Raw genomic sequence first — 13,641 nt, 5'->3', positions numbered from 1 at the left:
GCACCTGCTTCCAGGAACTGTTGCGACCACGTATTCTCATCACCGACAGGGTGCCTTCCCGCTCGGATACCTCGAACTCTCGACAAGCTCGATCCTCCTTGCAGGACAGGCACTCTCGTCACATCACACGCCGACGAGCCCCAACAAACCCGCCGCTACCCGCGGATCTGGGTCTGAGCTGATGGCCGCTCGAGGGCTGCACAACACGACCGACCTCATCCCGTTGCTCGCCGAGCGCGACATCGCCTTGTCTCGGCCGCAGGTCTACCGCTTGGTTAACCAGCGCCCCGAACGGATGTCGCTACAGGTGATGGCCGCGCTGTGCGACATCTTCGAGTGCACACCCGCGGACTTGCTGACGACCACAGCAGCCGACGTGCGCACCCGCAAAACCGGCACCGCGTCGGCCCCGAATGTCGTCCAGCTGGATCGCACCGTGCGACCACGCCGCGCGAACATCCTCGACGAATAGGACTGTGGCAGTGAACGATCCGAAACCGGTCGGCCTCTCCCCCCGCCGCACCACCCGCGGCCGTCCACGCACCACGAGCGAGTACCACGACCCCTGCGCACGCTGCGGCCGCAACATCCCACGCCTTGCCGCGACCTGGCCCGAAGGACGGCTCTGCTTCATCTGCTACTTCGATGCCGTCCATACCCGCGGAACCTGCCCAGAATGCCAGCAAGAGCGGCTCCTGCCCGGACCTCCCAACGCCGACGGCGACCCGATCTGCTCTACCTGCGCCGAGATCCCTTACGACTTCCACTGCGAACGGTGCGACGTCGAAGCCGGCCACCACCGCGGCAAGCTATGCGCCCGCTGCGCTCTGCTCGATGACCTGCACAACATCCTCGGCGGCGAACCAACTGACCCAGCCCTGGTCGGACTCGTCGACGCACTCTGCGCTGTCGACCGGCCCGAGTCGATCATCGTCTGGAAACGCTCGGCGAAGGTCCAACAGCTACTGCGCGCGCTTGGTGACGGCACGATTCCCGTGTCCCACGACGGTCTCGACACGGTGCCAGGCAAGCCGACCGAGCACCTGCGCGCGATCCTGCAACACCACGGGCTGCTCCCCCAACGTGACCAGTACCTGCCTCGCTTCGAGCAATGGATCGACACCAAGCTCACAGGTCTACCCGACGAAGTCGCCCAGCCCGTACGGCACTTCGCCACCTGGCACCACCTACGTCGCATCCGCGCCAAGGCGGCAACCGGCGCCTCAACGCGTGGACCGGTGCACTCCGCCAAGCAGGAGATCACCGAAACGATCAAGTTTCTGCTGTGGCTCCGCGAGACCTACGAACGAACCGCGGAGACCTGCACCCAACAGAACGTCGATGAGTGGCTTGCCGGCGGGCCGACAACGCGCAGCGCAATCAGGACCTTCTTCGTCGTTGCGAAGCGGGCACAGCTCAACACGGCCGTCACGATCCCGCACCGCTCCCCCAAGACGAGCCCGTCGCTCAGCCAGGACCAGAGGTTGGCATGGATCCACGAATTGCTCACCGGCACAAGCGAATCGCTCCCCTACCGCACCGCGGGCATGCTCCTCCTGCTCTACGCGCAGCCACTGGTCAAGGTCGTCACCTTCCCAACGAGCATCCTCATCGACGACACCGAAATGACCATCAGGCTCGGCGAAAAACCCACCGACGTGCCCGAACCATTCGCCGACGTCATCCGAACGCACCTCGCAGCCCGTCCGAACTTGCGCACAGGTGCAGGAACAGATACCCCCTGGCTCTTCCCCGGCTACGTCGTTGGTCGGCACCTACACCCCAACACCGTGATGGACCGCCTACGCGACCTCGGGATCAATCTCCTCGGCGCCCGAAACCGAGCAATCGGTGAGCTCGTCCTCGAGTGCCCACCGTCGCTGGTCGCCGACGCACTCGGCTACAGCCACCAAGTTGCCTTCCTCCACGCCAACAAGGCCGCCGAGCCATGGGCGCGTTATGCCGGACGACGGATCGGGTCCCCGTGACGCCGGGCCGGCGAACGGTCCGACTGAGACAGTGTCATCGCTCTGAGCCGGGCGAGCGGACAGTATTGGGGGGCCGAGGATCTCAGGGATACTGCCACGGTCGTTATGCTCCGCGGGTGATAGAGACCTTGGGCATCTGCGTAGACGACGAACTGGTCGATTTGTGGCGTGCATGGTTCGCGCCAGCCGAGCAGTTGTTCTATGTGCGCGAACTGCCCGAGGAGATGCGGTCACACTTCGTGGAAATCGACCACACATCGCTGCCATTGGAGATTCGCGACACTTTCATGGCGTACTCGCCGGGGTGGGCTCTGCTCTCCGAGTCGCAGTTCAGTCAGCTTCCTGCCGCCGTCCGCCGTGCCCTTGCGACGCCGCGACAACGTGGGTATCGCTCGGTGTGGTGGCCCAACAGGTTCGCGGCGGCAGGCGACCGTCCATTGTTGCGATACATCGAAGACGGCGTTCGTCCCAGCCAGCACGCTCTCGTAGAGGACCCCATATGGGAGCGAGCACTCGCTTTGCTGCCGGAGGCACAAAGCCTCGCCGGTACATTTGCCCGCCGTTCGGGCCCGAACTGTTTCGGGACTGTGATGGCAGCCGCAGGTGTCGATGGCGCGGCGGACGAGTGGATGACGCAAGAGCCGTTCGAGTCTTGGCTGGCAGCGAACGCCACCGCGGTGGCCACCACCAGGCACGATGTCGACCCAGGGGTCGTGTACGTGTGGCGACAGCACGATGGGCTTGCAGTGCACGCGTGCGTGACGATTGGTGGAGGCTGGGTACTCAATAAGCCGTCACAGGCCTGGTGCAGCCCGAGATTCATCTGGCCAACCCGCACTGCCATTCACCACGCGCGGCAACCGGGTGCCCGACTGCATCGCTACGCTTTGCAGGCGTGAGGCCAGAGCCCCTCACCCCGGCGTCCGTCGCCCCCTCCATGGACGATCTGCCGTGGTAGCAGTCCTCCGCCGCGGTTAAGTCAGCCTTGCGTCACGCGGAGTCGGCTCGTTAACCGGTGCCTGCCTACGAATCGTCTTCACCGACGCGCACGAAGGCGCCGCCTTTCGAGCGGACATACTCGCGGCCGGAGTTCTTGGCCATCTTCCCCTCGATCTCCGTTTGGAGGTCGACGTTCAGAACCTCCGACAGTCCCAGCAGGTAGATCGCCACATCCGCCAGCTCCTCGCCGACCGTGCCCGTGCCGCGATGCCACGCTTCGAACGCCTCTGCAATCTCCCCTTGCAGCAGACAGAACTCAAGTGGCACGTCGGTAGTGTTGAACCCCTTGGCGACCTTGTTCGCGAAGACAGCATTCTGCGCCGATGCAATTTCCATGCTCCCGTTCTACAGGTTCCCGCACTCAGCTGCCGGGCATGCCGTTGTACTCAACCCCAAGTCTGTTGGTAGCCCAAGTGCTTCGAGATTCACCGTCACTAGCAGTGGCTCTCGCGATCAGGTACCCGATGGCGGCGCTACCGGTTGAAGAACATGGACTCGCGCCGTCGAAGCGTCCTCAAGACCCAATGAGGCCAAGAAGTCGCGAGTGGTCTCCTCGGCGTCCGCGAGGTCTGTGCACTGTGTCACGCCGACGCCATCCACGTGAAGTTCCCAACCGAAGCGCCAAGGCACGGGGCGAACCCAATACCCTCTGCGCCAGGTCTTGCCTTCCTCGCCATGCACGTCCGGGCAATCAGCAGCGCAGCAGCCGCACATCGGTCCATGCCCGAGGTCGATGTCAGCCTCGTTCGTGCACGCGCAGTCCGGGCACGTGCAGCGGCTCCCATCTTCGACTGACGACATCCTGCAGAATCTAGCCCCGCGCGAACCTCCCAAGCGAGTCAATTATTCGGCCGAATACGCACGAACTTGATACGCAGGCTGTCCAGTACTAGTCTGCGTAGCTTGCTGAACCTCGAAGCGATCGAGGTAGGTCTTCTCGACCTGGAAGCGCGTTACGTGGCCCACTCCACTCGCCTTGACGTTCCAGTCGCGCGCGATTCTCGTCGCGTAATCCTCGTTCAGAACCGGATAGAAGATAGGCTGATCGGGCAGCCGCGGAGGCCAAGCGCGCCAGCCGGACGCCTCGACCAGTGCTAGTTCCTCTGGTCCCGTCGGTCGCCACAGCGTCACCGTCTCCATGTCGCCGATCCTCGCAGAAGATCGTCCATCGACTCATCCGAGTTATGCCGCCGAGCCGTAGTGTCCGACGCAGGCGACTGCGCGCCCACTTCCCCGTTGGCTGTGGCCATCGAAACCTGACATCCGCGAACCGGACACAACATCGATTCAGACTTCGACCGAGTCAGTTCTCGGTCCGCTCGTGGTCCGAGCGCGGTTCAGCACGGCGGCGCGCTCGGAGACGGTCGACCGCCGGGTTGGCAAGCATCTCCCGGAGCAGCGGGACTTCCTGTGGGCGCGGCAGGATCCGGGTCGACTGGTTCCACTCGCGACGGCGGCGCGACCGCTCCTCGACGTCGAGCTGCGCGGCCACGGTGGCGAGTGCCGAAGGAATCGACCCACGAAGCAGCCACAACGAGGTTTCGGCCCGTGCTTCGACGAACATCAACTCGGCGAGCACTGCCTGCGCCTCGCGGACCCTGTCCACGCTCTCGGCGAGGTGGTGTGCCACCTCGCCTTCCCTTTGCAGAAATTCTGCTTCGACCAGGGAGCCGAACGCCCGTATCGCCTCGGCAAGTTCGTGCAGCGCCACGGCGAAGGCGGCCCGGACCTGATCGCCGTATCCGTCGTCCGGCGTTGACTCCTGCGGCGCCTCCTTGGACATCACCGAGAACAGCGCCCGCACCGCGACTAGCACTCCGTCCAACGCCTCCAGCCCGGTGCGCAGTGAAGAATCCACGTCGGCGGTGCCAATCGCCCGTGGATTGAGCAGCCGCCCCTTCCGGACCGCTGACACCCGTTCGGATGCCGCCACCGAGTGGACAGCAGTTGCGGTGAGCCGAAGATGTTTGGAGCAAGTAATGTCCACTCGATGCGACGGGGGAACTACCCAAGGCGCCGCAATGCCGCCCTCGATGACGGCCTCGACACGAGGCGTCATACCGGAAAGATGGACGGGACGGCGGCCGGCTCATGACGAACTCCGCTCCCTTCGTCGCTCGACCGTCAGCCGATGTACGGCGGAGGAGACAAGGTCGGTTGGCTCGCGAAACGCCGGCACCGAGTGGACGGTAGTTGCGGTGAGCGGACAACATAGGGAGCAACTACTGCCCACTCGGCGCTTGCTCAGATCCGCAGCACGTTCAATCCAGCGGACTGCGATCGAGCACTTCGACATACGCGATCTGACCGTCGACGACATCGAGTATCAGCATCCCTGGCCAGGGTGCGTCGAGGCGCACATTCCGGTGCTCTGGTCCGTAAGCCCCAGTCGGCTTGGGTGCCGTGTAGAGGCTCTGGCAGAAGTCGTCCCCGCAGCCACACTCTGCGACCACCCGCAGCTTCTCGACCTGATCCGCCAAGGACGGCTCGCGTTCGGCGACAAGCGCCTCCCGAAGCTGTTGTGCGAGAACGGGATACCGGTCCACCAGTCGGGGCGAACCGGCGTCCGCAGGTTCAGTCACGATGACGCCTGCGCCACATCGACTGGACGGTCTGCGTAGACCAGGCGAACAGCGCCGGGATGGTCATCGTCGGGCCCTTGCCATTGGAGCCGCAGACCGGCTCGCTCGGCGGTCACTCGCGATGCGTGGTTCTCCGCTGCCAGGCTCGCGACGACGGCACGATCGGGATCACAGCCGTGGGCTGCGATCAACGCCGCGCTGCTGAGTTCAGTGGCGAGCCGGTGACCATGCGACTCGGGACGCAGCCGGTAGTACAAATTCCACCAGCCGTGAGTGGTGTCGAGCGCGCATCCGCCGACTCCGATGAACTCCCCCGCGGCGAGATCCGCAACTGGCGTCCGCAGCCGGACGGACCAGTAGCCGAGGCCGTCAGAGGCCCATTGCTGCACCATCTGGAGAACCTTGTCACGGCTGTATTCAATGCTGGGGTGCTTGCCTTCCGGCCGGTGCCGCCATACGCGTTCGTCGGCGTGCAGGGCCGCGACCTCGCGCAGGTCCGCCATCGCGACAGCTCTGAGGACCAGCCGTTCAGTGACGACCTCGCTCTGGGCATCTGCTGCATATCGCACGAATGCAACACTGTCATAAGAAGGCCTTCGACGAAGCTCGCCATCCGGTGGTCGGCAGCACGCGCGCGTAGGGTCGTCGCCGTGACCCCACTCACGCGCGAAGGACTAAAGGTTCTGCTGGGCCCGGTCGCGCGCTGGCAACTCGGAGCCGTCGAGACCGTTTCGGAGGTGGCGGAGCCAGGGTTTGTCCGCCGTCACGTTCGGTATGACATTCCGTCCGGCCGAGCGTCGGTCTTCGCCTGCATCCCAACCGACCGCGCAACACCGGCTGGGTTGATCTATTGCCACCGCTCCCGATGCGGGATTCCAGGCGGACACGGTCGTCCCAGGATTCGCGAGCGAGTATGACGTGGAGGACCTGGTCGCGTTGGCCTCGAGCTGCCAGTTTCTCGTCATCGCCGGCGCCGAGGACACGTGGAGCCGAGGTGCTGCCGAACTCGACGCGACGTGCAGCGACCGAGGGCTGACGAACCTCACCGTGGAGGTGCGGCCCGGGACCCACGCCTTTCCAGAGGACGACCGTGGGAGGGCGTATGCGTTCCTCGACAGACACCTGTGGTGAGACCGTGGACCCGGTTGAGATCGTCGTCGCGCACTCCGAGCGCGCAACCCTGCGCGTGGGCGACACGTTCCTCAAGGTGGACGGAGACGATGAACGACTCCGGCATGAAGCGGAACTCATGGCCGCCGCGCCGGTGCCCACGCCGCGCATCCTGTGGATGCGGGATCACGTGGTCGCCATGAGCGCGCTCGACGGCGCTCCCCTGGGCCGGCTCGGCGAACCAATGACCGCATCCGCAGCAGCTTGGGTGGCGACTGGCACCGTCATACGAATCCTGCACGAAGCACCACCACCGCAGCGATCGGCTCAACAACCGGCTGAGCTCACCGTGGCGCTGGATGACGAATGCGCCTGGCTCGTCGACAACGGGCTACTCCCCGCCGAACTCGTCATGCACAACCGGCGGGTCGCCGACGCCGCGCTCCGGCCGTGGACGCCCGCATTCATCCATGGCGATCTCCAGATCGCGCACGTCTTCATCGACGACGACCAGGTCACTGGCATCCTCGACTGGTCCGAGGCTTCCGCCGGCGACCCGCTCTACGATCTGGCGATCCTGACACTCGGGCATCCGGACCGCCTCGACGATCTGCTCGTCGGCTACGACTCCCCCGTCGACCGTGACGTCATTCGCGGCTGGTGGTCGGCCCGCAGCCTGCTCGCCGCCCGCTGGCTGATCGAGCACGGCTTCGACCCCGACTCCCCCGGCTGCGAATTCGACGTGCTGCGCTCCGCGCTGCGCTGAAACGAACTCACTGCGTCCCCTTCTCGCAGGCGTGCAGGACACGGGACATCGCGTCGTGCTCGGCCGGCGTGACCCAGAGGTGATAGGCGGACTTCACCCGGATCTGCTGCATCACATAGGCACAGCGGAATTCGTGATTCGACGGCAGCCAGGTCGCGGCGTCACCTGCACCCTTCTGCTGGTTCGCCGGGCCGTCGACCGCCAGCAGATTGGCAGGGTCATTGGCGAAATCGAGACGCTGCTCGGACGTCAGCTGCTGCGCGCCGGTCTGCCAGGCGTCCGACAACGCGACGAGGTGGTCGATCTGGACTGCACCGCTGCTGCTGGCGCCACGCCGGAACTCGATCTTCCTGCCCGTGTAGGGGTCGTCCAGAGTCCCGGACAGAACGATGCAGTTGTGCGTATCCGGTTTGATACGAACCGGTTTCAGATCGCGAGCGAGTATGTCGTTACGTGTGTCGCACCCGTTGTGCCCGCCGGCCACGGCGACATCGTCGGACCACGCCTGACCAAAGCGGGAGCGCGCATAGCCGGTCTTCGGTGCACGCCCCTTGACCGGCAGACTCGACAATTGCGTCCACACGGCAGCCGGCACCTGAACCGGCGTGGCCCGCGCACGCCCACCTCCGGGCCGCACGACGAATGCACCGACCGTCAGAGCGCACGCAACCGTCAGCAGCACCACACAGGATGCGATCCGCGAACGTCGAGACATGCGGCGATGGTGCCACTCCGCACCGACATCGACCCACCGGCCGCTTCTTCCTGTGTCGTGGACTCAGTAAGTGAGATCCCTGTATTTTTCCTGGACGTTTTGCCGTCTAAACCGTGTCAGTCGCAGTAGCGTCGCCCCCATGCTCATCGCTGACACCGCTGCCAAGCAGCTCTCGCACGCGAGCAACACGCAGTTGACGTTTGCCGCTCTGGCTGGCATCGCGGCAGTTGTGCTACTGATCACCGTGATGAAACTGCACCCGTTCATCTCCCTCATCATCGGGTCGGCGGTCGTCGCGCTGGTCGCCTGGGTGCCGGGCGGCGCGGCCGTGCAGAGCTTCACCAACGGCGCGATCAGCCCGAACGGTGGCTTCTCCGGCACCGCAGGTTCGGTCGCGTTGCTGATCGCGCTCGGCGCGATGCTCGGCCAGATCCTCATCGATTCCGGAGGCGCCGGCCGGGTCGTCGACACGATCAGCGACAAACTCAGTGGCTCCGCCCTCCCGTGGGGTATGGCGCTGATGGCCGCTCTCATCGGTCTGCCGATGTTCTTCGAGATCGGCGTCGTCATCGTGGTGCCGATCGTGATGATGGTTGCCCGGCGCAGCGGGCAGCGCATCATGCTGGTCGGCATACCCGCAATCGCTGGGCTGTCGGTGTTGCACGGACTTGTGCCGCCACACCCCGGACCCGAGGTCGCCATCTCCAGCCTGCACGCCGACCAGGGCCGCACGCTGCTCTTCGGGCTGATCGTCGCCATCCCGACGCTCGTGCTCTGCGGCCCGCTGTTCGCGCGGGTGATCGACCGCATGGTGGCCATCGAGGCACCGCCACTGCCGGAGGCCGTCGAAGAGGACGAGACTACGTCGGAGGGACGGCGCACACCGAGCTTCGGTCACGCCGTGTGCATGCTGCTGCTGCCGGTGGTTCTCATGCTCCCGGCCGCAATCGTCAACATCGTCGTCAGCAACCAGGACAACACCGCACGCAAGATCCTGGACGTCATCGGGACACCGTCGGTCGCATTGTTGATCACCGTCATCGTCGCCTATTTCGTGCTCGGTCTCGGCAGCGGTATGACGCGCGCCCACGCCAGCGACTCACTCGGACGGGGCCTGCCCGGTGTCGCCGGCATCATGCTGATCGTCTGTGCCGGGGGCGGATTCAAGCAGGTGCTCGTCGACGCGGGTGTTGGCAACGTCATCGCCGACTGGGCCCATGGGAAGAACATCAGCGTCCTGCTGCTCGGCTGGCTGGTCGCTGTCGGCATCCGCCTGGCGACCGGGTCCGCAACGGTCGCGACGGTCACCGCGGCGGGCATTGTGAGCGGCCTGGCCACCGACCTGTCACCCAACCACCTGGCGCTGCTCGTGCTGGCGATTGGCTGTGGCTCGCTCTTCTTCTCGCACGTCAACGATGCGGGATTCTGGCTGGTGAAGGAGTATTTCGGTCTCACCGTCGGTCAGACGATCCGATCGTGGTCGCTCCTCGAAACAGCCATCTCGGTCGTTGGCTTTGCCTTCGTGATGATCCTCAACGTCATCACCTAGCGCGTCCGCCCCAACTGAAAACCACTGCGGCGGAAGGTAAGACATGACCAAAGGCATCGACCTGGCGGACGCAGTCCGGCCGCTGGTGCTCGCGCTGGACGTGGGCTCAACCGCAACGCGGGGAGCGCTGTATGACGCCCGCGGCTGCCCGATCGGCAAGCGAGTCAAGCTGTTTCACTCGTTCACCTCCGCCTCCGACGGCACCAGCGTGATCGATCCGGATCAGGTGACCGACGAGATTGCGCAGATCATCGACGCTCTCTCGGCGCAGGTGGAAGCCGGAGGGATCGGCGGGGTCGCTCTCGACACCTTCGCTTCGTCAATGGTGGCCGTCGACGCCCAGGGGCAGGCGCTGACGCCCTGCTACACGTATGCCGACGGGCGATGCGCCGGTCAGGTCGACCAGCTGCGGCACGACGTCGACGAGCTGGCTCTGCAGCAGGAAACCGGCACCCGCATCCATTCGAGCTACTGGCCGGCGCGACTGCGCTGGCTTGGTCAGAACCAGCCGGACCTGCACGCAGCGCACTACCTTTCGCTCGGCGACTACGTCTACCGGAGGCTGCTGGGTGTCAACGGGACAGGCACTGCCGTCGCCGCGTGGACCGGCCTGGTCAACCGCCGCACGTGCGACTGGGACCAGAAGGTTGCCGAGTTGAGCGGCATCACGCTCAGCCAGTTGCCACCCATCCGGCATCCGGACCAGCCGTTCCTCGGCTCGGAGCTGAACGCAGCGGCGACATCGCGCTGGCCTACCCTCCGCGACGCCGTCTGGTTCGCTCCGGTTGCCGACGGGCTATCCGCGAATGTTGGTCTCGGTGCGACGGATTCGACCGTCATGGGTGCCACGGCGGCCACCAGCGGCGCCATGCGGGTGCTCGTCGACGCGCTTCCGGAGCGGCTTCCGACGGGTCTGTGGTGTTACGCAGTGTCGCGCGAAAGCTGGCTGCTCGGGGGCGCGCTCAACGACGTCGGCCGGGCGACCGACTGGCTGGAGAGCAATTTTCATCCCGATCAGATGACCGACACCGCACTCCGTGAGGCGTTGCTGGCCGACCCCGTAGATGGCCCGATGGTGCTGCCTTTCTTCACCGGCGAGCGAAGCACCGGCTGGGCCAGCGATGCCCGCGGCATGTTCGTCGGCATCAGCGCCGCGACGACAGCCACGCAGATCTACCGGGCGGTCGTGGAGGGAATTGCCCTCTGTTACGGGCGGATCGCGACTCAATTGCGCGAAGTTGCCGACCAGACACAGAGCATCTCGGCCGGCGGACGGGTGACCACCGCGCGACCGGAACTCTTCCAGATCGTCAGTGACGTCATCGGCGTGCCGATCCGCACCGTCGAGGCGAAGCGGTCGACGCTGCTCGGCACCGCCCACTTGGCGCTGGGCGTGCTGGTGCCCGACGTCGACCGCTACCAGTGCGCCGCCGGGGCGCAGATGGAGCCGGTGCCGGCGCGGACCGAGCACTACCGGCAGCGGCTGGAGCGCTTCGAGGTGCTCTACAACATGCTGACGGCCTGACAGCCGAACCCGTCACGTCTGCAACAAGATCCAGGTTTTGCCCGGGGTCAGCAGCAGTTGCGTGCCGTCGGACTTCAGCAACCGGAAGGGCGCGTTGTCCGCAGCGCGATGCCAGGTCCCGGATAGTCGCGTGCCGTTGCGATAGAGCGTGAGGGCGCCCGACCCGGTCGTCACCGATCGATAGACCGGATTGTCCGCCGGGTCGCGGTACCCGTCGGACACCTCGCGGACCCTGAGCACCAGCACGTTCTCGGTCGTGACCTGCTTCCCGTCCGCGCCGGCATCGGCATACACGAGCCCGTTCCAGCTCGGCACGTAGTGCTTCTCGTCATACACGAACGAGAAGCGGTCCCCGCCGAGGGGCACACTGAACTTCGGTGCCGAATCCGCACCCCGTATGGCGCTGCTCGCGGCGTCGAAGCGCAACCCGATGTCCCGTGTCCTGGCCAAGCCCTTCTGCCGGGCAATGGTGGCGAGGTCGAAGTAGAGGTCGTGCGGGGCTACGCGCGAAGGGTCCCGAATACCGTGGCTGTCCAACACGATCGACGCCCGTTCCAGTTTCGGCCGGATCTGTGGGGCAACGCCGGAGTAGACCAGCAGCGGCTTGCCGAACATGGGCAGCAGTTCGATGTCTGTGCTCCGCGCGCTGCGCACGGGCTCGATGCGGGTCGGGAAGCTGGTCTGAAAGATGGGCATCAGCCGGGTCAGGTTGCCTTCGACGACTTCGGCGAAGACGAGGTCGGCGTCCGACAGCCCGTATTGCGGCATGGCGGCGGCGGTGTTCTCCAGTTTCACCGCGATCACCGGATTGCGGGTCCGTTTCCCGCCGGTCAGCGGATCATGAGCAATGGTGGGGGTTTTCCGGGGCGCCGGGGTCCGCCCTGGCGGCGAGGTTGTGGGCGCGGTGCTCGTCGACGTGCCAGCGGACGTGCCGTGTGAGCAGCCGGCGACGGTGAGCGCCGACATGGCGACGCTCGCTGTCAGCAGCTGGCGCCGGGTGGGAGTCATATGGCAACGCTACATTCGCAGGTATGCCGACCCCTCCGCCTCGCCTGAATGTGGCGCAACGTGCCTTCATAGACCGGTGGCTGCCGGGAGCGTCAGTGGTCTGCGACCACAGTTGGGGCCTGGTGGACAACGTCGTGCTCGAAGTGGAGGCGGGCGGTGAGCGATACATCGTCAAGGCGGATGGTGAGTCCGCACACCACATTTCGCGCGAACTCGACGCTCACGAGAACTGGCTGCGTCCCTGGGTCGAGATCGGACGCGCACCACGCCTGGTCGCTGGCGATCGTATGGCGAAGATCCTCGCGACCACCTACCTGCCCGGGCACCTGGTGCTCGATTCGCCGGCGCAGCGACGCCCCGAAACGTTCCGGCAGGCGGGTGAGCTGCTCGCGCTGTTGCATGGCCAGGCGGGAGTGACCGACACGTCATACGAACAGCGGGAGAACGCCAAGGTGCTCGCCAACCTCGACAAGCCGCACCGGATCGCCGCGGAGCGTGAGCGGCAACTGCGTCGCATCGTGTCCGCATGGCCGGACACGCCGGTCACGATCGTGCCCACCCACGGCGACTGGCAACCGCGCAACTGGCTCGACGCTGATGACCAGATCAGCGTGATCGACTTCGGGCGAGCTGCGCCGCGACCGGCGCTCAGCGACTGGGTTCGCTTGGAAGCACGGGATTTCCGTGCTGATCCCGCGCGAGAAGCAGCCTTCATCGAGGGGTATGGCGCGGACCCTCGTGAACCGGACGCGTGGTTCCGGGAGCGCCTGCGGGAAGCGATCAACACCGCGGTCTGGGCGCATCTCGTCGGTGACGGCGCGTTCGAAGCGCAGGGGCACGAAATGATCGAGCGCGCGCTGGAGGAGGCATCGTGAACGAGCGCAGCGAGCTGCACCGGATCTTCCAGACCTCGACGCGCCCGATCATCGTGTGCTTGTGCGGGTCGAGCCGGTTCTACGACGCATTCCAGCGCGCGAACTTCGAGTTCACCATGGCCGGCCAGATCGTGCTGTCGATCGGCTTCTATCCGCACGCGACGTCGCAGCAGGGGTACGGCGAAGGTGTCCCCCACGAGTCGGCCGAGAAGGCCGCCCTGGACGAGCTGCACAAACGCAAGATCGACCTGGCCGACTACGTCTATGTGCTCGACGTCGGCGGGTACGTCGGTGAGTCGACCAGGTCGGAGATCGCGTATGCCACCGAGCATGGGGTTCCCGTCTGCTACCTGTCGCAGGAGCCGCGTGCCGACCGGCTGCCGTAGCGGCGCGCCGCCGTGGCTTTGGTCGATCGAGTAGGCGGGCCCGAGTGGGGAGTATCGCAATTTCGGTGTTTCTGGTCCGTGACACGCCCCGTGAGTGGGGCGGGATCGGAGCAGTAGCGCATGACACTGCAGGACGTG

Annotated in this window: 16 protein-coding genes; 9 read left to right on the top strand and 7 right to left on the bottom strand. The window is 65.6% G+C overall.

Features of this window, described 5'->3' with window-relative positions:
- The first annotated feature begins 181 nt into the window (after positions 1–181).
- The 3 genes from EFY87_RS19615 (at position 182) to EFY87_RS19605 (ending at position 2,887) form a co-directional block, all read left to right on the top strand.
- Positions 182–472: a helix-turn-helix domain-containing protein gene (locus EFY87_RS19615; protein ID WP_123273177.1), complete on the top strand. Its 291-nt coding sequence runs from the start codon at positions 182–184 to the stop codon at positions 470–472.
- Positions 473–482: 10 nt separating this feature from the next.
- Positions 483–1,988 carry a recombinase XerD gene (locus EFY87_RS19610; RefSeq protein WP_123273176.1) on the top strand — a complete coding sequence of 502 codons (1,506 nt, stop codon included), beginning with the start codon at positions 483–485 and terminating at the stop codon, positions 1,986–1,988.
- A gap of 116 nt (positions 1,989–2,104) precedes the next feature.
- The gene (locus EFY87_RS19605) at positions 2,105–2,887 is read left to right on the top strand and encodes a hypothetical protein (RefSeq protein WP_123273175.1); all 783 of its coding nucleotides are present in this window, start codon (positions 2,105–2,107) and stop codon (positions 2,885–2,887) included.
- A gap of 124 nt (positions 2,888–3,011) precedes the next feature.
- Here the strand turns inward: EFY87_RS19605 and EFY87_RS19600 are convergent, their stop codons facing one another.
- From EFY87_RS19600 to EFY87_RS19580, 5 genes are all read right to left on the bottom strand, one after another.
- Entirely contained in the window at positions 3,012–3,323 is a 312-nt protein-coding gene (locus tag EFY87_RS19600) for a nucleoside triphosphate pyrophosphohydrolase family protein (RefSeq protein ID WP_123273174.1), read from the bottom strand.
- Positions 3,324–3,830: 507 nt separating this feature from the next.
- Entirely contained in the window at positions 3,831–4,127 is a 297-nt protein-coding gene (locus EFY87_RS19595) for a hypothetical protein (protein WP_123273173.1), read from the bottom strand.
- A 163-nt stretch (positions 4,128–4,290) separates the two neighbouring features.
- Entirely contained in the window at positions 4,291–4,845 is a 555-nt protein-coding gene (locus EFY87_RS19590) for a hypothetical protein (RefSeq protein ID WP_148043423.1), read from the bottom strand.
- 403 nt (positions 4,846–5,248) lie between these two features.
- Positions 5,249–5,569 (bottom strand): hypothetical protein, encoded by a 321-nt coding sequence (locus EFY87_RS19585; protein ID WP_123273171.1) that lies wholly within the window; start codon positions 5,567–5,569, stop codon positions 5,249–5,251.
- On the bottom strand, positions 5,566–6,138 hold the full coding sequence (locus tag EFY87_RS19580) for a GNAT family N-acetyltransferase (protein ID WP_245988780.1): 573 nt from the start codon (positions 6,136–6,138) through the stop codon (positions 5,566–5,568). Before EFY87_RS19580 ends, EFY87_RS19585 begins: the two co-directional genes overlap by 4 nt.
- A gap of 349 nt (positions 6,139–6,487) precedes the next feature.
- On the opposite strand from EFY87_RS19580, the gene EFY87_RS20455 reads away from it, so the two are divergent.
- Both EFY87_RS20455 and EFY87_RS19570 read left to right on the top strand, forming a co-directional pair.
- On the top strand, positions 6,488–6,700 hold the full coding sequence (locus EFY87_RS20455; protein WP_123273170.1) for a hypothetical protein: 213 nt from the start codon (positions 6,488–6,490) through the stop codon (positions 6,698–6,700).
- Positions 6,672–7,445, top strand: coding sequence for a phosphotransferase family protein (locus tag EFY87_RS19570; protein WP_220093722.1), 774 nt, complete (start codon positions 6,672–6,674; stop codon positions 7,443–7,445). The genes EFY87_RS20455 and EFY87_RS19570 overlap by 29 nt, the downstream gene beginning before the upstream one ends.
- Positions 7,446–7,452: 7 nt before the next feature.
- On the opposite strand, the gene EFY87_RS19565 is transcribed toward EFY87_RS19570, so the two are convergent.
- A complete protein-coding gene (locus EFY87_RS19565; RefSeq protein ID WP_123273168.1) occupies positions 7,453–8,160 on the bottom strand; it encodes an HNH endonuclease family protein in 708 nt (235 codons plus the stop codon).
- Between the two features lie 139 nt (positions 8,161–8,299).
- Here EFY87_RS19565 and EFY87_RS19560 point away from each other — a divergent pair, with 139 nt between their 5' ends.
- Together EFY87_RS19560 and EFY87_RS19555 are read left to right on the top strand one after the other, a co-directional pair.
- Positions 8,300–9,709, top strand: coding sequence for a GntP family permease (locus EFY87_RS19560; protein WP_123273167.1), 1,410 nt, complete (start codon positions 8,300–8,302; stop codon positions 9,707–9,709).
- Positions 9,710–9,752: 43 nt separating this feature from the next.
- Positions 9,753–11,234 carry a gluconokinase gene (locus EFY87_RS19555; RefSeq protein WP_123273166.1) on the top strand — a complete coding sequence of 494 codons (1,482 nt, stop codon included), beginning with the start codon at positions 9,753–9,755 and terminating at the stop codon, positions 11,232–11,234.
- 12 nt (positions 11,235–11,246) lie between these two features.
- Here EFY87_RS19555 and EFY87_RS19550 read toward each other — a convergent pair whose 3' ends face one another.
- On the bottom strand, positions 11,247–12,242 hold the full coding sequence (locus tag EFY87_RS19550; protein WP_123273165.1) for a DUF3048 domain-containing protein: 996 nt from the start codon (positions 12,240–12,242) through the stop codon (positions 11,247–11,249).
- A 95-nt stretch (positions 12,243–12,337) separates the two neighbouring features.
- Here EFY87_RS19550 and EFY87_RS19545 point away from each other — a divergent pair, with 95 nt between their 5' ends.
- Both EFY87_RS19545 and EFY87_RS19540 read left to right on the top strand, forming a co-directional pair.
- Positions 12,338–13,117, top strand: a complete 780-nt coding sequence (locus EFY87_RS19545; RefSeq protein WP_245988778.1) for a phosphotransferase — start codon at positions 12,338–12,340, stop codon at positions 13,115–13,117.
- Complete coding sequence (locus EFY87_RS19540) at positions 13,114–13,503, top strand: hypothetical protein (RefSeq protein WP_245988776.1); 390 nt, start codon at positions 13,114–13,116, stop codon at positions 13,501–13,503. Before EFY87_RS19545 ends, EFY87_RS19540 begins: the two co-directional genes overlap by 4 nt.
- Positions 13,504–13,641 lie beyond the last annotated feature (138 nt).

Origin of the sequence: Flexivirga caeni (genome assembly GCF_003724155.1) — a bacterium.
GTDB classification, from domain to species: domain Bacteria; phylum Actinomycetota; class Actinomycetes; order Actinomycetales; family Dermatophilaceae; genus Flexivirga; species Flexivirga caeni.
Note: the sequence above shows the minus strand (reverse complement) of the source record. Positions and strands in the feature narration are given on the sequence as shown.